The organism is Alistipes sp. i18-0019-D1, assembly GCF_042852885.1.
Lineage (GTDB): Bacteria > Bacteroidota > Bacteroidia > Bacteroidales > Rikenellaceae > Alistipes.
The window spans coordinates 518,367-536,423 of record NZ_AP031424.1; the positions used below are offsets into that span (position 1 = coordinate 518,367).

The 18,057-nt window shown below is 60.2% G+C and carries 17 protein-coding genes; 5 read left to right on the forward strand and 12 right to left on the reverse strand.

The genetic code is table 11. The features are described 5' to 3' along the window. Positions 1 to 18: 18 nt before the first annotated feature. Complete coding sequence (locus ACGHP5_RS02110) at positions 19 to 2,880, forward strand: M16 family metallopeptidase (protein WP_390568390.1); 2,862 nt, start codon at positions 19 to 21, stop codon at positions 2,878 to 2,880. Positions 2,881 to 2,964: 84 nt separating this feature from the next. Here ACGHP5_RS02110 and ahcY read toward each other — a convergent pair whose 3' ends face one another. The 7 genes from ahcY to rsfS are packed head-to-tail and all read right to left on the reverse strand — an operon-like array spanning position 2,965 to position 9,896. Continuing rightward, positions 2,965 to 4,374, reverse strand: coding sequence for an adenosylhomocysteinase (gene ahcY, locus ACGHP5_RS02115; RefSeq protein ID WP_390567929.1), 1,410 nt, complete (start codon positions 4,372 to 4,374; stop codon positions 2,965 to 2,967). Between the two features lie 4 nt (positions 4,375 to 4,378). Then, a complete protein-coding gene (locus tag ACGHP5_RS02120) occupies positions 4,379 to 4,744 on the reverse strand; it encodes a riboflavin kinase (RefSeq protein WP_290531804.1) in 366 nt (121 codons plus the stop codon). Further along, positions 4,744 to 5,850, reverse strand: coding sequence for an AI-2E family transporter (locus ACGHP5_RS02125; protein ID WP_337756857.1), 1,107 nt, complete (start codon positions 5,848 to 5,850; stop codon positions 4,744 to 4,746). The genes ACGHP5_RS02120 and ACGHP5_RS02125 overlap by 1 nt, the downstream gene beginning before the upstream one ends. A gap of 4 nt (positions 5,851 to 5,854) precedes the next feature. Further along, the gene (locus tag ACGHP5_RS02130) at positions 5,855 to 6,538 is read right to left on the reverse strand and encodes a phosphatidylserine decarboxylase family protein (RefSeq protein ID WP_290531806.1); all 684 of its coding nucleotides are present in this window, start codon (positions 6,536 to 6,538) and stop codon (positions 5,855 to 5,857) included. A gap of 19 nt (positions 6,539 to 6,557) precedes the next feature. Next, positions 6,558 to 7,394: a phosphatidate cytidylyltransferase gene (locus ACGHP5_RS02135; RefSeq protein WP_390567930.1), complete on the reverse strand. Its 837-nt coding sequence runs from the start codon at positions 7,392 to 7,394 to the stop codon at positions 6,558 to 6,560. 46 nt (positions 7,395 to 7,440) lie between these two features. Next, positions 7,441 to 9,537 carry an ATP-dependent zinc metalloprotease FtsH gene (gene ftsH, locus ACGHP5_RS02140; RefSeq protein WP_390567931.1) on the reverse strand — a complete coding sequence of 699 codons (2,097 nt, stop codon included), beginning with the start codon at positions 9,535 to 9,537 and terminating at the stop codon, positions 7,441 to 7,443. 8 nt (positions 9,538 to 9,545) lie between these two features. Further along, on the reverse strand, positions 9,546 to 9,896 hold the full coding sequence (gene rsfS, locus ACGHP5_RS02145; protein WP_015547873.1) for a ribosome silencing factor: 351 nt from the start codon (positions 9,894 to 9,896) through the stop codon (positions 9,546 to 9,548). A gap of 190 nt (positions 9,897 to 10,086) precedes the next feature. Here rsfS and ACGHP5_RS02150 point away from each other — a divergent pair, with 190 nt between their 5' ends. After that, positions 10,087 to 10,644 (forward strand): hypothetical protein, encoded by a 558-nt coding sequence (locus tag ACGHP5_RS02150; RefSeq protein ID WP_290531809.1) that lies wholly within the window; start codon positions 10,087 to 10,089, stop codon positions 10,642 to 10,644. Between the two features lie 70 nt (positions 10,645 to 10,714). On the opposite strand, the gene ACGHP5_RS02155 is transcribed toward ACGHP5_RS02150, so the two are convergent. Further along, positions 10,715 to 11,614 (reverse strand): hydrogen peroxide-inducible genes activator, encoded by a 900-nt coding sequence (locus ACGHP5_RS02155; protein ID WP_290531810.1) that lies wholly within the window; start codon positions 11,612 to 11,614, stop codon positions 10,715 to 10,717. A gap of 207 nt (positions 11,615 to 11,821) precedes the next feature. Here ACGHP5_RS02155 and trpS point away from each other — a divergent pair, with 207 nt between their 5' ends. Genes trpS through ACGHP5_RS02170 form a run of 3 tightly spaced genes read left to right on the forward strand, consistent with a single transcriptional unit; the run spans position 11,822 to position 15,073 of the window. Further along, the gene (gene trpS / locus ACGHP5_RS02160) at positions 11,822 to 12,946 is read left to right on the forward strand and encodes a tryptophan--tRNA ligase (protein WP_337657761.1); all 1,125 of its coding nucleotides are present in this window, start codon (positions 11,822 to 11,824) and stop codon (positions 12,944 to 12,946) included. A gap of 4 nt (positions 12,947 to 12,950) precedes the next feature. Next, a complete protein-coding gene (locus ACGHP5_RS02165) occupies positions 12,951 to 14,732 on the forward strand; it encodes a chloride channel protein (RefSeq protein WP_290531812.1) in 1,782 nt (593 codons plus the stop codon). Further along, on the forward strand, positions 14,729 to 15,073 hold the full coding sequence (locus ACGHP5_RS02170) for a PAS domain-containing protein (protein WP_337657760.1): 345 nt from the start codon (positions 14,729 to 14,731) through the stop codon (positions 15,071 to 15,073). Before ACGHP5_RS02165 ends, ACGHP5_RS02170 begins: the two co-directional genes overlap by 4 nt. A 64-nt stretch (positions 15,074 to 15,137) precedes the next feature. Here the strand turns inward: ACGHP5_RS02170 and ACGHP5_RS02175 are convergent, their stop codons facing one another. Genes ACGHP5_RS02175 through ACGHP5_RS02190 form a run of 4 tightly spaced genes read right to left on the reverse strand, consistent with a single transcriptional unit; the run spans position 15,138 to position 18,036 of the window. After that, on the reverse strand, positions 15,138 to 16,103 hold the full coding sequence (locus ACGHP5_RS02175; protein ID WP_290531814.1) for an SIS domain-containing protein: 966 nt from the start codon (positions 16,101 to 16,103) through the stop codon (positions 15,138 to 15,140). Positions 16,104 to 16,129: 26 nt separating this feature from the next. Further along, positions 16,130 to 16,885: a 3-deoxy-8-phosphooctulonate synthase gene (gene kdsA, locus ACGHP5_RS02180; protein WP_290531815.1), complete on the reverse strand. Its 756-nt coding sequence runs from the start codon at positions 16,883 to 16,885 to the stop codon at positions 16,130 to 16,132. 2 nt (positions 16,886 to 16,887) lie between these two features. Further along, complete coding sequence (gene kdsB, locus ACGHP5_RS02185; RefSeq protein WP_290531816.1) at positions 16,888 to 17,655, reverse strand: 3-deoxy-manno-octulosonate cytidylyltransferase; 768 nt, start codon at positions 17,653 to 17,655, stop codon at positions 16,888 to 16,890. 3 nt (positions 17,656 to 17,658) lie between these two features. Beyond that, a complete protein-coding gene (locus ACGHP5_RS02190) occupies positions 17,659 to 18,036 on the reverse strand; it encodes an MmcQ/YjbR family DNA-binding protein (RefSeq protein WP_295901457.1) in 378 nt (125 codons plus the stop codon). Positions 18,037 to 18,057 lie beyond the last annotated feature (21 nt).

Here is an 18,057-nt window from a genome sequence, read left to right on the forward strand (position 1 = left end):
ACGGCGGTCATCCTCGCGATGCTCGCTTCGGCTTGCAGCAAATACAAGTACGAAACGGTGTCGAACGATCCGCTGAAAACCCGGATTTACACGCTCCCCAACGGCCTGAAGGTCTACATGAGCGTCATGAAGGAGCAGCCCCGCATCCAGACGGCCATCGCCGTGCGGGTCGGCGGCAAGAACGACCCTGCCGAGACGACCGGCCTGGCACACTACTTCGAACACCTGATGTTCAAGGGAACCGAAAAGTTCGGAACGTCCGACTACGCCGCCGAAAAGCCCATGCTCGACGAGATCGAACGGCTCTTCGAGGTCTACCGCAAGACCTCGGACGAAGCCGGACGCGCGGCGATCTACCACCGCATCGACTCGATAAGCTACGAGGCTTCGAAAATCGCAATTCCCAACGAATACGACAAACTGATGGCCGCCATCGGCGCCAACGGGACCAACGCCTTCACGTCGCAGGACATGACCGTTTACGTCGAGGACATCCCTTCGAACCAGATCGACAACTGGGCTAAAATCCAGGCCGACCGATTCCTCAATCCCGTGATCCGCGGCTTCCACACCGAGCTGGAAACCATCTACGAAGAGAAGAACATGTCGCTGACGCAGGACAGCCGCAAAATCTGGGAGGCGATGGACGCCGCGCTCTTCCCCAACCATCCCTACGGCACGCAAACCGTGCTGGGAACGCAGGAGAGCCTCAAGAACCCGTCGATCACCAACGTCAAGAACTACCACAAGACCTACTACGTGCCCAACAACATGGCCGTCTGCGTCTCGGGCGACTTCGATCCCGACGAGATGATCGCAACGATCGACAAGTACTTCGGCGGCATGCAGCCCAACCCCGACCTGCCGAAACTGGAATTCAAGCCCGAAGAGCCGATCACCTCACCCGTGGTGAAGGAGGTCTATGGTCCCGAGGCCGCGCGCGTCATGCTGGGCTGGCGACTGCCGGCCGCAACGGATCCCTCGAACGACGTGGCGGACATCGTAGGTTCGGTCCTCTACAACGGGCAGGCCGGCCTGATTGACCTCGACCTGAACCAGCAGCAGAAGGTGCTCTCGGCCTACGCCTATGCCTCGACGCAGCCCGACTACGGAACGTTCCTCATGGCGGGCAGTCCGAAAGCCGGACAGTCGCTCGACGAAGTGCGCGACCTGCTGTTGGCCGAAGCGGCGAAGATTCGCGCCGGAGAGTTCGACGAAGGGTTGATCGAGGCTTCGGTCAACAACTACAAGATGCAGATGATGAACGAGTTCGACAAATACGACCAGCGCGCCATGTTCTACGTCTACTCGTTCATCTACGGCAAGGAGTGGGCCGACGACATCCGCCAACTGGACCGCATGGAAAAAATCACCAAGCAGGATGTGGTGGACTGGGCCAACAAGTACCTCGGTCCCGAAAGTTACGCCATCGTCTACAAACGCGAAGGCAAGGACCCCAATGAGCAGAAGATCGCAGCCCCGAAAATCACGCCCATCGCCACCAACCGCGACGCGCAGAGCGCCTTCCTGGCCGAGATACAGAACTCCGAGGTGAAGCCCATCGAACCGGTGTTCGTGGACTACGGGAAAGACATGTCGCAGTTCGAAGCCCGCAAAGGCATCGACGTACTTTACAAGAAAAACGAAAGCAACGACATCTTCTCGCTGACCTACGTGTTCGACACGGGCACGGAGAGCGATCCGGCCCTCAACCTGGCGTTTGACTACCTGAGCTACCTCGGCTCCGAATCGCTGACGGCCGAGCAGATCGCCTCGAAAATGTTCGGCATCGCCTGCTCGTTCTCGATGCAGGCCGGACCCAATTCATGCCATATCTCGATCAAGGGATTGAGCGAGAACATGGGCCAGGCGATGGAGATCGTCGGCGGACTGCTGAACGACGCCAAACCCGACGAGGCGATTCTCGCCAATCTCAAGGCCGACAGGATCAAGAGCCGCGCCGACAACAAACTCAACCAGAGCCGCTGCTTCGGCGCCCTGCAAACCTACTTGTTCTACGGGCCCGACTTCATCCGCCGCACGACACTCACCAACCCGGAACTCGAAGCCATAACCTCCGAGGCGCTGCTGGCGAAGGTTCACGACCTGCTGGGCAAACGGCACAAGGCTCTCTACTACGGCCCGCAGTCGGAAACGGAAGTGAAGGAGGCCCTGGCCGCACACCACAAAACGCCTGCGGAACTCCAACCGCTCGAGAAAAAACACCTGCAGCTGCTGCCCACGGACGAAAGCAAAGTGCTGATGGCCCAATACGACGCCAAGCAGCTCTACTACCTCCAGTATGCGAACCTCGGCAAACAGTTCGACGTCACGGCCGACCCCGAAATCACGCTCTACAACGAGTATTTCGGCGGCGGCATGAACTCGGTCGTGTTCCAAGAGATGCGCGAGGCACGCGGCCTGGCCTACTCGGCTTCGGCATACATCATGCAGCCGCACTATGGCGACATGAAGTACGGCTACATGGCTTTCATCGCCACGCAGAACGACAAGATGCAGACGGCGATCGAAGCTTTCGACGAAATCATCAACCAGATGCCCGAATCGGAGGCTGCGTTCAAGATCACCAAGGAAGGGTTGATTTCGCGCCTGCGCACCGACCGCACGGTGAAGGAACAGGTGCTGTGGAGTTTCATCAAGCTGCGCAACATGGGCCTCGGAGAGGACCGCGACAAGCAGATCTTCGAGAAGGTGCAGGCGATGACGCTCGCCGACGTGAAAGCCGCACAGGAAAAGTGGGTCAAGAACCGCAAATACGTCTACGGCATCCTGGGTGACATTCAGGACCTCGACCTCAACTACCTCAAGACGCTCGGCCCGATCCGTACCGTTTCGCAGGAGGAACTGTTCGGGTATTAAACCCGGTCTTCCGAACAAAAGCCCCGGCTCGACGAGCCGGGGCTTTTGTTTGAAATAACCGCGTATTCGGTTCCGAACCTACGACTAATAGCGATAGTGCTCGGCCTTGTAGGGACCGTCCTCGGGAACGCCGATGTAGTCGGCCTGACGCCGGGTCAGGCGGGTCAGTTCGACGCCGAGGTTGTCCAGGTGCAGGCGCGCCACCTCCTCGTCGAGGTGCTTCGGCAGGCGGTAGACGCCGACCGCAAGCTCCTTCTGCCACAGCTCCATCTGTGCGAGGCACTGGTTGGTGAAGGAGTTCGACATCACGAACGAAGGATGGCCCGTGGCGCAGCCGAGGTTCACCAGGCGGCCTTCGGCCAGAATGAAGATCGAATGTCCGTCGGGGAAGGTGAACTTGTCGACCTGCGGCTTAATGTTCAACTTCACAGCCCCGGATTTTTCGAGGCGCGCCATCTGAATCTCGTTGTCGAAATGGCCGATATTGCAGACGATGGCCTGGTCGCGCATCCGCTCCATGTGCTCCAGCGTGATGATGTCGCAGTTACCCGTGCAGGTGACGTAGATGTTGCCTTCGGCCAGCGCACTCTCGACGGTCTTCACCTCGAAGCCCTCCATCGCGGCCTGCAGGGCGCAGATGGGGTCGATCTCCGTGACGATCACCCGTGCGCCGTAGGAACGCATCGAACGGGCGCAGCCCTTGCCCACGTCGCCGTAGCCGCACACGACGACCACCTTGCCGGCGATCATCACGTCCGTGGCGCGCTTGATGCCGTCGGCCAGCGACTCGCGGCAGCCGTAGAGGTTGTCGAACTTCGACTTGGTGCACGAGTCGTTGACGTTGATGGCAGGAACCAGGAGTTCGCCGGCCTCCTGCATCTGATAGAGGCGGTGTACGCCCGTGGTGGTCTCCTCGCTCACGCCCTTCCATTCGGCGACCGTACGGTGCCATTTTCCGGGATCCTCGGCCAAAATCCTCTTCAGCGTGCCGAGGATCACCTCCTCTTCGTAGGACGAAGGTTCGCAGTCGAGCGTCGTGGCGTCGTTCTCGGCCTTGTAGCCCTTGTGGATCAGCAGCGTGGCGTCGCCGCCGTCGTCGACGATCAGTTGCGGACCTTTGCCGCCGGGAAACGAAAGGGCCATGGCGGTACACCACCAGTATTCGGGCAGCGTCTCGCCCTTCCACGCGAAGACCGGAACGCCCGCGGCGGCAATCGCGGCGGCCGCATGGTCCTGCGTCGAGAAGATGTTGCACGAGCACCAGCGCACGTCGGCGCCCAGCTCCACGAGGGTTTCGATCAGCACGGCCGTCTGGATGGTCATGTGCAGCGAACCCATCACGCGTACGCCTTTCAGCGGCTTCTGGGGGCCGTATTTGCGGCGCACGGCCATCAGGCCCGGCATTTCATGCTCGGAAATTTCGATCTCCTTGCGGCCCCACTCGGCCAGCGACATGTCGGCGACCTTGTAGGGAAGTGTCAAATCCAAATACATATTCCTATCTGTTTTTTAAAATATATTCCTTGTCCCGTTCGATTTGCGCCCGTAGCTCCTCGATCGAGGCGAATTTGCGCTCGTCGCGGACCTTTTCGAGCAGTTCGACGCGCAGCAGGCGACCGTACAGTACGCCTTCGAAATCGAAAATATGGGTCTCCAGACGCCGTTCGACACCTCCGACCGAAGGGTTGCTCCCCAGATTCGACATGGCGTCGTAAGTCCGTCCCCCGACCTCGGCCCGCGAACGGTAGACCCCGTCGGCAGCGGCAATGCCCTCCGGGACGGCCAGGTTGGCCGTCGGAAACCCCAGCTCACGTCCCAAGCGGCGTCCGTGCTCCACAACGCCTTCGATCAGAACCCGCTCCATCAGATTTTTTCGGTCAGTTTACGCACCAGCCGGAACTGCGAGAAGAACTCCTTGGCAAAGACACGCAGGACCGTATAGGAAGGTATCGCCAGCAGCATGCCCAGGATTCCGGCCAGCGACCCGGCAATGAGAATCACCAGGAAGATTTCGAGCGGATGCGCCTTCACACGCTCGGAATAGAGCGTCGGCTGAAGGATGAAATCGTCCATCCCCTTGAGGATCAGCAGCGACCCGGCGATCACGAAGGCCGTATGCCCCACGCTCATGCCCTCGATCGGCGAGACGATGCCCACGAAGACCGAAACCACGCCGCCGATCAGCGGCCCGGCGTAAGGCACGACGTTCATCACGCCCATGATAAGACCGATGAACCCCGCGTCGGCGGCCTTCATCCCGAAAGCCATCATCACCAGCGTCACGGCGATCGTAAGCAGGAGGCTTTCCGAAAGGATACCCGTAAAGTAGCGCGCCAGCAGGACCGTCACCGAATCCAGCGCACGGGTGATGTTGTCGTGATAATGTTCCGGGAAAACGGAGGTGACCATCGCGTAGAACAGGCCCTCCTCCTTGAGGAAGAAGAACGTAATGAACGAGACGGAGAAAACGGCGATCACCGACGAAAGCACGAGGTTGATAACCGACGAGAAGATCGTGTTGAGCGAATTGAAGTCGATGATCTGCCGGAGGGCGGCGGTCAGTTCGTCGGAGAGCGAGAAGGTGCTCGCGGGCAGCGAAAAGAGCGTCTGCAAATCGTGCTGCATCCGGGCGATAGGCTCGCCGATGCTCCCCACGACCGCCGCGAAGTCGACGTGGGCGAACTGGTTTATCTTGTTGAAGACCAGCGGCACGAACAACGAGCAGAGCATGGCCGCCACAGCCCAGATCACCACGAGGGTCGCCAGTGCGGCCAGCCAGCGGGGAACCTGCCAGCCCTTGAAATGAAGTCCCGAAAGGAACTTCACCAGCGGATTGCCCATGACGGCCAGCACGGCCGAAACGAGGATGTAGACGACGATCGAGGAGAAATACCAGACCAGAAAGAGCACGGCCGCGGCAACCGCCGCGCCCGCGATGAACCGCAGGAAGGTCTGGGGCGTCGCCTTCATGGCGCTATTCGTTTTCGAGGTTCTTGCGCAGCCGGGCGATCGGAGTCTGCGAACCCACCGTGGGATCGCCGATCTCCACCAGCAGTTCGCTGTCCTTGGGGACGAGTACGTCGACGCGCGAGCCGAACTTGATGAATCCGCAGACGCTGTTCTGCTCGACCTGATGACCGACGGTCATATACGAGATGATGCGCCGTGCGATGAATCCCGCAATCTGGCGGAAGAGCACCTTTTGGCCCGAGGGCATCCGCACCACGGTCGTCGTGCGTTCGTTCTCGGTCGAGGATTTGGGGTGCCAGGCCACCAGAAAACGCCCCGGATGGTATTTGAAATACTCCACCTCGCCGCCCACGGGAACCCAGTTCATGTGGACGTTCGTAATGGACATGAAGATCGAAATCTGCAGCATCTCCTTCTTGAGGTACTCGTCCTCGGTGACGACCTCCGTCACGACCACGCGGCCGTCGCAGGGAGCGAAGACCAGATCGGCATCGTGGATGCGCACCCGGCGGGGTTCGCGGAAGAAGGCCACGATGAAGAACCAGAACAACAGCAGCACGAGGGTGCTGAACCACAGCAGCGAGACGTTCGCATCGTGGACCAGCAAATGGTAAAACAGCCACCACAGAAGCAGGCAGACAGCGCCCGAAATGCCGATGATTTTGTATCCTTCCTTATTGATTCTCATAACAGGGTTAAGTTTGCAGTTACATCACAAAAAGCATATAGACGAAGACGAACGGCGCCGAGAGCAGCATGGCGTCGAAGCGGTCCAGCACTCCGCCGTGACCGGGAATCAGCGTCCCCGAATCCTTGACCCCGGCAGCGCGCTTGAACATCGACTCCACCAGGTCGCCCAGAACGCCCGTCGCGGCCGCGACGAGCGCCAGTCCGGCCCACACCCAGTAGCTGCCGTCCATCACGCGGGCGGCGACGAGTCCCATGGCAACGGCCCCGGCGATGCCGCCGAAGAACCCTTCCCACGACTTCTTGGGCGAGAGGCGTTCGCACAGGCGGTGTCTGCCGACGGACATGCCCACCAGGTAGGCGAAGACATCGTTGGCCCAGATGATGAAAACATAGAAAATCATCACCCAGGGACTCCACGCTTCGCTGCCGATGATCGGAATGTAGCACATCAGCGAGAACGGCAGCGCCACGTAGACGACACCCATGAACGTGATGCCGATGTTGGCGGAGGGATTCTCCCGGCGGCGGTAAAGCTCGCAGATGAACATGGCGGGAAGCAGCAACAGCAGAAGGGCCATTCCGCAGGCAAAAGCCTGCCGGGCGTTGCCGAGTATCTGAATGTCGTCCGAAACGAATGCGAAGTTCAGTGCGAAAAGCACGAGTCCGGCAACCAGTCCGACGACCCGCTGGGGCTTGTTGCCCTGCTCCTCGGCCAGGGAATAGAACTCCGTCATGCCGGCGATCAGCAACGCCGCCAGCAGCAGGCCGAAACTCCATTGCGACCATGCGATAGCCCCCAGCATCACCACGGCAAGGACAGCCCCGCTCGCAGTGCGCACCCAGAGGTTCTTCATTTTTTCACTCATCGGTTTTTTAAGGGTGTAGTGGGTTTCAACGGGGTTATTTGGTTTCGGGTGCGGCAACGGCCGGAGTTACGGGAGCCGGCTGGGTCGTCGCGGCGTCGGTTTTCCCAGGCTCGTCAGCGACTGCGGCGGCCTGCTTTCCGGCCTGCGGCTCCTCACCGACCGGTTCACCGCCCCCGGTCCTGGCTTTCGCCTCGGCTTCGCGGCGTTCGCGTTCGATGTCCTTCTTGCGGCGGCCGAAGATGCGCTCGACGTCCTCGGTGAAAACCACTTCGCGGGAGAGCAGCAGCTCGGCCAGCTCTTTCAGGCCGTCGGCATGTTCGCGGAGCACCTTCTCGGCCATCTTGTAGGCCTTCTCGATCACCTGCTTGGCCTCGGCGTCGATCTGCTGGGCCGTCAGTTCCGAATAGGGCTTCGTGAAGGCCATGTCGCTCTGTCCCGTGGAGTCGTAGAAGGAGAGCGTGCCGACATTCTCGCTCATGCCGTAGTAGGCCACCATGGCATAAGCCTGCTTGGTGACGCGTTCCAGGTCGTTGAGCGCCCCGGTCGAAATCTCGCCGAAGGTCAGCTGCTCGGAAACACGGCCTCCGAGCGTGGCGGCCAGTTCGTCCATCATCTGCTCGCGGGTGGTGATCTGACGTTCCTCGGGCAGATACCAGGCGGCGCCCAGCGCCTTGCCGCGCGGGATGATCGTCACCTTGATCAGCGGACTGGCGTTCTCCAGAATCCAGCTCACCGTGGCATGTCCCGCCTCGTGGAAGGCGATCACGCGCTTCTCCTCGTCGGTGATGATCTTATTCTTGCGCTCCAGACCGCCCACGATGCGGTCGATGGCGGCGAGGAAGTCCTCTTTCGAGATGAATTTCTTGTTGTGACGCGCGGCGATCAGCGCGGCCTCGTTGCAGACGTTGGCGATGTCGGCACCCGAGAATCCCGGGGTCTGGCGCGCCAGGAACGAACGGTCGAGCTGCGGATCGAGCTTCAGCGGACGCAGGTGGACGTTGAAAATCTCCTCGCGCTCCTTCACGTCGGGAAGTCCCACCTCGATCTGGCGGTCGAAACGCCCGGCGCGCATCAGCGCCTTGTCGAGGATGTCGGCGCGGTTCGTAGCCGCAAGCACGATGACGCCCGTATTGGTCTGGAAGCCGTCCATCTCCGTCAGCAACTGGTTCAGCGTATTTTCGCGCTCGTCGTTGCCCGAGAACCCGGCGTTCTTGCCGCGGGCGCGGCCGATGGCGTCGATCTCGTCGATGAAGACGATGCACGGGGCCTTCTGCTTGGCCTGCTCGAAGAGGTCTCTCACACGCGAGGCGCCCACGCCGACGAACATCTCGACGAAATCGGAACCCGAAATCGAGAGGAACGGCACGTTGGCCTCCCCTGCGACGGCCTTGGCCAGCAGGGTCTTACCCGTTCCCGGAGGGCCTACGAGCAACGCGCCCTTGGGAATCTTGGCGCCCAGCTCCTTGTATTTGTCGGCCTTCTTGAGGAAATCGACGATCTCCATGATCTCGACCTTGGCCTCCTCCAGGCCGGCCACGTCCTTGAATGTCACACGCTTGGAATTGTCCTTGTCGAAGACCTGCGCCTTGGCTTTGCCGACGTTCATGATGCCGCCTCCGCCCCCGGCGCCCGCGCCGCGCGACATGGAGCGCATGATGAAGAACCACGCACCGATGATCACCACCCACGGCAGCAGGTTGATCAGAATCGAGGTCCAGTCGTTGGCCTTGTTTTCATAGATCACCGGAACGGTCTGCCCCGACTTCTCCTCGGCGGCCTTCAGGTCCTCGCGGAACGAGTCCACCGAGCCGATGGTGAACGTCAGCTGCACGCCCGACTCGGGCAGGCGGCGGAAACGCTTGTCCACCGAGTCGTTGCGGTATTTCTCACCGGCATCCTTTTTCAGAAACACCTGCGCCTGATCGCGGTTCACGACCTGGATCTTCTCCACGTCGCCCTTCTCGACCATCTCCTGCACGGTGGTCCAGTCGCTGGGCAGCGGCGCTTCATTGCTGCCGTCGAACAGATACCAACCGATGATGAACGCACCGATCAGACCGTAGATCCACAGCATCGAAGGCCGCGGCATGTTCATATTCATTTTATTGTTGTTCTTGCTTTTCTGTGCCATAATCCGGATTACTCTTCGTATTCATATTTCACCAGCGGTGCGTCGGCCCACAACTCCTCGAGCTTGTAGAAGCTCCGAAGCTCGGTCTGGAAAATGTGCACCACAACGTCCACATAGTCCATAGCGACCCACACGCCGTTCTGCTGGCCTTCGATGCGCCACACCTTCTCGCCCAGTTTTTCGAACACTTTCTCCTCGATTTCGGCGGCAATGGCGCACACCTGCGTCGTGGAATCGGCGTTGCAGACCACAAAATGCGAACAGATCGCCCCGTCGAATCCCGAGAGGTCCAACGATACAATATTCTTACCCTTTTTATCTTCAATCGCGCTGACGATCGTTTCGATCAGTTTATCCATAAATGTTCAATAGGTATCTATAACCTTGCAAAGGTATGAAAAGAGAATGAGATTTGAAAGCAACGCGGTAAAAATCGCGCCGCAAGCGGGCATATTGTTCCGGAAGCGATTCATTATTTCGCCCTTTTTGTTGGCGATTTCGTTTTTATCACTACTTTTGAGGACACTCCAACTAACCCGTTTTCATTTTATGCGAAAAATCTTCATGCTCTGTCTGGCCGGCGCACTCGCCCTGGCGGCAGCGTCCTGCAAAGAGGACAAAAAAGTAGTGACCCTACAAACGATCACCGTCAGCGGCCAGATGTACGAGGTCAAAAGCGCCTTCTATACAGAAAATCCGGCCGAAGAAGGGGGCGAGGCGGGCTTCATGCTCGGGCTTTTCCCGACGGTACTCACGACAATCCCGGAAGAGGAGCCCTCCTTCTATGTCGGAATCGAGATCTCGGAATCGCTCTGCGGAAAGACCATCGACCTGACCAAACCCATTGTAAAGAGCGGCACACTCGAACCCTACCTCGGCATCATCGCGTCTGCCGACGGCACAACTATCGAGATCGACAACTCCGAAGGGTCGATCGACATATCCGTCCAGGAGGCCGACTCACCGCTCACCGTTACGTCCGGAACCCTGAAGGTGACCAAAAACGGCGGGGACTTTTCCGTCAAATTCTTCGTGAACCTCTCCGACGGCCGCTACATCGCCGCCGACTGGAAAGGCACGGCGAAAAAAGTAGAGATACCCGGGTAAGGGATGCCCGATCCGAAACATTGCGCCCGGCAGGAGAACTGCCGGGCGCAATGTTTTATGACCGCGGAAGCTATGCCTTCGCTGCCGGGACGTTGGCCAGGATGGTCTCGGTCAAGGCCCGGATGATCGAGTTCTTGACGTAGGTGCGGCGCACGGCGACGGCGATCTTGCGCGAAGTCGCACCTTTCGAGAGGGTTTTCAGCCGGTCGCGGCGGTCCGAGGGAATGTATTCGACGGCCATTTCGGGAATGATCGTCAGGCACGACGTGCAGTCGACGATGCGCATGAGCGTATCCAGCGAACCCGATTCGAACGAATAGTGCGACGGCATCGAACGCCTGGCCTGGCAGAGTTCGATGATCTGGTCGCGCATGCAGTTGCCGGGACTCAGGATCACCAGGTCCTTGAGGTCGATCTCCTCGATGCGGATGTTCTGCCGTTCGTAGAGCGGATTTTCGGGCGACACGTAAGCGTAGAAGCGGTCGTTGAAAAGCTCCTGTTCGAGGATGCCCTCGCCGCAGGTTCCGCTGGCGACCAGCGCCGCGTCGATGCGGTCGCGCTTGAGCGCCTCGACGATGTCCGAGGTGATCATCTCGGATATTTCCAGTTCGACCTTCGGGTAGTCGCGCACGAAGGCCGGGATGAATTTGTGGAGCAGGTAGGGCGCGATGGTCGGAATGACCCCCAGCCGCAGTTTGCCCGCGGTTTCGCCCTTGAGTTCCGAAACGGCCTCCTTGATGTAATTATACGCCTTGATCGTCTCGCGCGCCTGCTCCAACACCACCTCGCCCGCCTCGGTGGGAATGACGGGCTTTTTCGAACGGTCCAGAAGCACCACGCCAAGTTCCTCTTCAAGTGCCTTAACCTGCATACTCAAAGAAGGTTGCGTCACGAAGCAATGTTCGGCGGCAAGCGAGAAACTCCCGCAGTTGGCCACGGCCAACAGGTATTCGAGTTGAATTATCGTCATAGCAGGCGTCTATTTGAGAGAGCGAAGATATAAAAAAAATCTATATACGGCAACTTTTTCGCATTGCCGCATAGTTTTTCGTATCTTCGGGGTCGTAACGACCCTTTTAGGAAGTCGGAAAGTTTTGCCGCACCGAATGCAATTCGGTTTTGGCGTCGTCAGTTCTTTTTCGTATCTTCGCCCGCAAAATGTACTTTCTCTAAAAATATGGCAAAAATCATCCTCACCGGCGACCGTCCCACGGGCCGGCTCCACCTGGGTCACTTCGTGGGTTCGCTCCGCCGCCGCGTCGAACTGCAGAACTCGGGCGAGTTCGACAAGATATTCATCATGATCGCCGACGCACAGGCGCTCACCGACAACGCCGACAACCCGGAAAAGGTGCGTCAGAACATCATCGAAGTGGCCCTGGACTACCTGTCGGTAGGTCTCGACCCTGCGAAATCGACGCTCTTCATCCAGTCGCAGGTGGCGGAACTGTGCGAACTGGCGTTCTACTACATGAACCTCGTCACCGTACAGCGGTTGCAGCGCAACCCGACCGTCAAGGCCGAGATCGCCCTGCGCGGATTCGCCGAGGGCGCCGCCGAAGGCGACACGACCCAGCGTCAGGGCATCCCCGTCGGATTCTTCACCTACCCCATCTCGCAGGCGTCGGACATCACGGCCTTCAGGGCCACGACCGTGCCCGTGGGCGAGGACCAGGAGCCGATGATCGAGCAGACGCGCGAGATCGTCCACAAATTCAACGCCGTGTACGGCGAAACGCTCGTCGAACCGGAAATCCTGCTGCCCGAAAACGCGGCCTGCATGCGCCTGCCGGGAACCGACGGCAAGGCCAAGATGTCCAAGTCGCTGAATAACTGCATCTACCTTTCGGATACGGCCGACGAGGTCAAGAAAAAGGTGATGGGCATGTACACCGATCCCGACCACCTGCGCGTGGAGGACCCGGGCAAGGTCGAAGGCAACACGGTGTTCACCTACCTCGACGCTTTCAGCCGCCCCGAGCATTTTTCGAGATATTTGCCCGAATACGCTTCGCTCGACGAACTGAAGGCCCACTACCGCCGCGGCGGGCTGGGCGACGTGAAGGTGAAGCGCCTGCTGATCGCCATTCTCAACGAGATGCTCGACCCGATCCGCGAGCGCCGCCACTACTACGAGGCCCGCATCGGCGAGGTGTACGACATCCTGCGCGAAGGTTCGGAGAAGGCCCGCGCCGCGGCTGCCGAAACCTTGGCGGACGTCCGTGCGGCCATGAAAATCAACTATTTCGACGACAAGGAACTGATCGCCGGACAGACCGAGCATTTCGCTCACAACAAGTAGGAAGATGTCCTTCCGCGCCGACCGCATCTACCTCGAATTCCTCCGGCTGACCCGGAGACTCTCCAACCAGCAGATCATGATGCTGCTGGCCGTGGTGGTCGGTGTGCTCGCAGGGCTGGGAACCTACCTGTTCGAAATGCTGCTGCACGGCATCAAGAGCGGGCTGATACGCTGGTTCCCGGTGGACAGCGCCCATATCCTTTTCCTGATCTACCCCGCCGTGGGCATCATCCTGGCGACGCTGTTCGTCAAATACATCGTCCGCGACAACATCTCCGAAGGCGTGACTCGCGTCCTCTACGCCATGTCGAGCCGCAACTCGCGCATCGCCCGGCACAACTGCTGGACCTCGATCGTGGGCGGTGCGACGACCATCGGATTCGGCGGCTCGGTGGGTCCCGAGGCCCCGATCGTGCTCACGGGTGCGGCCATCGGTTCGAACATCGGACGGCTGGCGCGCCTCAACTACAAACACACGACGCTGCTGCTGTGCTGCGGCGCGGGAGCCGCCCTCGCGGCGATCTTCAAAGCCCCGATCACGGGCGTGGTGTTCGTGCTGGAAATCCTGATGCTCGACATCACCGCCGGGTCGGTCATCCCGCTGCTGATCGCCTCGATCACCGCGACGACGATGGCCTTCATGCTGCGCGGCTTCGACCCGATCCTGGCCGTGACGCTGGCCCCCGCGGATGCTTTCGAACTGTGGCAGATCCCGCTGTTCATCCTTTTAGGCGTGCTGTGCGGGCTGATGGCGTGGTATTTCACGTCGATGAACTCGCGGGTCGGAGGCTTCTTCAAGGGCATCGACAAACAGTACAAGAAATGGCTGTGGGGCGGCGCGATTCTGGGTATCCTGATCTTCGTCTTCCCGCCGTTGTACGGCGAGGGTTACGAGGGTTTCACCTCCCTGATGCACGGCAACGCGCAGGAACTGTTCAACAACTCGCTCTTCTACCGCTTCCGCGACATCGACTGGGTGATCATCCTCTTCGTCATCGCCACGATGTTCTTCAAGGTCATCGCCATGTCGACGACCAACGCCGCGGGCGGCGTGGGCGGTACGTTCGCGCCGTCGCTGTTCGTCGGAGCCTTCACGGGCGCCTCGCTGGCGCTGGTGTGCAACACGCTGTTCGGATGGGAGGTGTCGATCGTCTCGTTCACGCTGGTCGGCATGGCGGGCGTCATGTCGGGGGTGATGAACGCCCCGCTGACCTCGATCTTCCTGATCGCCGAACTCTCGAACGGCTACGGGCTGTTCATTCCGCTGATGATCACCGCCTGCATCTCGTTCGCCGTGGACTACTACCTCGACCCCGACTCGATCTACACCAAGCAGCTGCGCCAGAAAGGCGAACTGCTGACCCACGACAAGGACCAGTCGGTCTTCGTCTTCCTGAAACTCGAAGAGCTGATGGAGACCGATTTCCTGCGCATCAAGGAGAACATGACCCTGGGCGACATCGTGCACATCATTTCGACGGCCCGCCGCAACATCTTCCCCGTGATCGACAACTTCGGCCGGCTGATCGGCGTGGTGCAGCTGGACGACCTGCGCGAAGACATGTTCAAACACGAGAAATACGGACACCCGATCTCGGACTACATGATTCCGCCGCCGGACAAGATCATCGAACACGAGGCGATTTTGAGCGTCATGGAGAAGTTCGAGGACAAGCACGCCTGGATGCTGCCCGTCGTGGACAAGCAGGGCCGCTACCTGGGATTCATCTCCAAGTCGCGCATTCTGAACGCATACCGCGAACAACTCGTAAAGATCCAGCAATGACCGCGGAAAACACCTTTCCCTGGGCCGAAGAGGCCGACTGCGCCGTCACGGTGTGCGACACCGGAGGCGTGATCCTCTACATGAACGAAAAGGCACGGGCGACCTTCGCCAAACACGGCGACCTGATCGGCCGGAACCTGTTCGACTGCCACAACGAGCGGTCGCGCGAAACGATCCGCCGCATGCTCGCATCGGGAGGCACGAACGCCTACACCATCGAGAAGCAGGGCGTGCGCAAGATGATCTACCAGACGGCGTGGAAGGAGCGCGGCGAAATCCGCGGGCTGGTGGAAATCTCGATGGAACTGCCGGCCGAAATGCCGCACTACATCAGGAAATAAACAAGGGGAGGCTTTTACAAACCTCCCCTTGTTTTACGGAAACGGCCCGAAACCGGCCGCATCGCTACAACTTGATGTCGTAAATCTGGATCACTCCGGACAACTTGCCGGCGGCGTCCGTCACGAGCAGCGAGGTGACCTTGTTGCGGGTCATCATCTTCTCGGCTTCGATCAGTTTCTCATCCGGCGAAATGGTCTTGGGATTGCGCGTGGCGATGTCGGCAGCCGTGATATTGAAGAACTCCCCGCGCAGGCGCTCCATCGCGCGGCGCACGTCGCCGTCGGTGACGATGCCCTCGATCCGCTCGCCGTCGCAGATCACGATCAGCCCCAGCCCGCCCTTCGAAATGGCGTGGATCATCTCCGCGGCCGGGCAGCCGGGAGCGACGACGGGCAGGTCGTGGTCGCGCATGACGTTGCCCACGGTCATCAGCAGACGCCGCCCGAGGCTTCCGCCCGGGTGCAGGCGCGCGAAATCGACGCTCGTGAAGCCCCGCATCTGCATCAGCGACACGGCCAGCGCATCGCCCATGGCGATCTGCGCCGTGGTCGACGAGGTGGGCGCCAGGTGCAGGATGCACGCCTCCTCCTTCACCCCCACGTCGAGGTGCACATCGGAGTTCTTGGCCAGCGCCGAGTCGGGGTTTCCGGTCATCGAGACCAGCTTGTTGCCGTTGGAGTGGATGAAGGGAACGATCTTGAGAATTTCGTCCGTCTCGCCCGAATAGGAGAGCGCGACCACGATGTCCTCCTTCGAAATCATGCCCAGGTCGCCGTGGAAAGCTTCGCCGGGGTGGAGAAAGAAACTCGGGGTGCCGGTCGAGGCGAGCGTCGCGGCGATCTTACGCCCCACGAGGCCCGATTTGCCCATGCCCGTGATAATACATTTGCCGCGGCTTTCGAGGATCAGTTCCACGGCCTCGGCGAATGCGTCGCCAAGGGTGTCTTCCATGCGTTTGAGCGACAACATTTCGGTATGGATCGCCTTGCGGGCGACCTCCAGAATCTGTGCCTTGGTCGTATCTGTCATTGCTTAACGAGAGTTAGAAGGGTACTTTACAGCAGGCTTTTCACAAGGGACTCCAGGTCGTCGAGCCGCAGCATGTTGGCCGCATCACTCAATCCCTTGTCGGGATCGGGATGCACTTCGAAGAAGAAGCCGTTGGCCCCGAACGCCTTGGCCGCGTGCGCCATGGCAGGCACGAATTCGCGGTTGCCGCCCGTCTTGCCGCCCGCCGCGCCGGGACGCTGCACCGAATGGGTGCAGTCCATCACGACCGTAGGGGCGATTTTGAGCATGTCGGGGATGTTGCGGAAATCGACGACGAGGTTGTTGTAACCGAACGAGTTGCCGCGCTCGGTGAGCCAGATTTCACCGGCCCCCGCCTCGCGGGCCTTTTCGTAGGGATAGCGCATGTCCGCGCCCGAAAGGAACTGGGCCTTCTTGATGTTCACCGTCCTGCCCGTCCTGGCCGCGGCGACCACGAGATCGGTCTGGCGGCAAAGGAAAGCGGGTATCTGGATCACGTCGACGACCTCGCCGACGGGTGCGGCCTGCCACGATTCGTGGATGTCGGTGAGCAGCCGCAGGCCCCACTTCGCCCGCACGTCCGAAAGCATCCGCAACCCCCGTTCGATCCCCGGGCCGCGGAACGACGATACGGAGGTGCGGTTGGCCTTGTCGAACGAGGCCTTGAAGATGATTTGCGTACCGAGGGAGCGGTTGATGGCCGCGAGCCTTTCGGCCACGGCGTCCAGCAGTTCGGCCGATTCGATGACGCACGGTCCTGCGATGAATATCGGACTTCCCATAATTATGAATTGTGAATGATGAATTGCGAATCGAGAAAGCGTTCCGCCTTCTCAAGGTCTTCCGGCGTGTCGATGCCGATGGTCTCGACCTCCGAAATACCGACCCCTATTTTGTAGCCGTTCTCCAGCCAGCGCAGCTGCTCAAGCGATTCGGCCAGCTCAAGCGGCGACTGCGGAAGCGCCGTCACCGCCCGCAGCACGTCGGCGCGGAAGGCGTAAAGCCCGATATGCTTGTAAAACGTGTGGCGAGCGAGCCACTCTTCGCGCGGAACGCCCCGCAGGTAGGGGATCACCGAACGGGAAAAATAGATGGCCCGCGACTGCGCGTCGAGGACGACCTTGGGAGAGTTGGGATTTTCGAGGGCGGCCAGCCCGTCGGCCTCGGCGAAGGGTTTCACGAGCGTGGCGATGTCGGTCGACGGATCGTCGAAACAGCGTTTCACGGTCTCCAGCTGCGAGGGCCGGATAAAGGGTTCGTCGCCCTGCACGTTGACCACCACGTCGTACTCCGCACCGAGGCGTTCGTAGGCTTCCCGGCAGCGGTCCGTACCGCTCCGGTGGTCCGGGGAGGTCATTTCGACCCGTCCCCCGAAAGCCCGCACGGCGTCGCGGATACGCTCGTCGTCGGTGGCCACCACGGCGTCGTCCAGCACGCCGGCGACCTGCTCGTAGACCCGCTCTATGACGGGCTTGCCGCCCAGCCGTGCCAGCGGCTTTCCGGGAAAGCGCGTCGAAGCGTAACGCGCAGGGATGATTGCGATGAATTTCATAGGTTATTCCTGTTCCGCAAGGGCGGTGCGCTGCTGCTTGGTCAGCTTCGCCGCCGCGAGTTCATACGAATCTTTTACCATATCCAGCAGCACCCCGTCGGGCACGTCGCTGCCGAAACGGACGCTGATCCAATGCCGCTTGTTCATGTGCCACCCGGGACCCACGCCCTCGTAACGCTCCCGCAGCTCGGGAATGAGCGCCGGATCGCATCGCAGGTTGCAGAAATCGAACTCCACGGCGTTCACGAAACAGAACCACTTGTCCGCCACATAGAAGACGAGCAGGTTGCGGTCGTATTCCGAAGCGGCCTTGCCGAACGGAAAGTCGTCGTGTGCGCCCGGAAAGGAGAGGCAGTGCGTTCTGAAATCTTCGATGTTCATTTTCCCGTCGAAAAGCCGCCC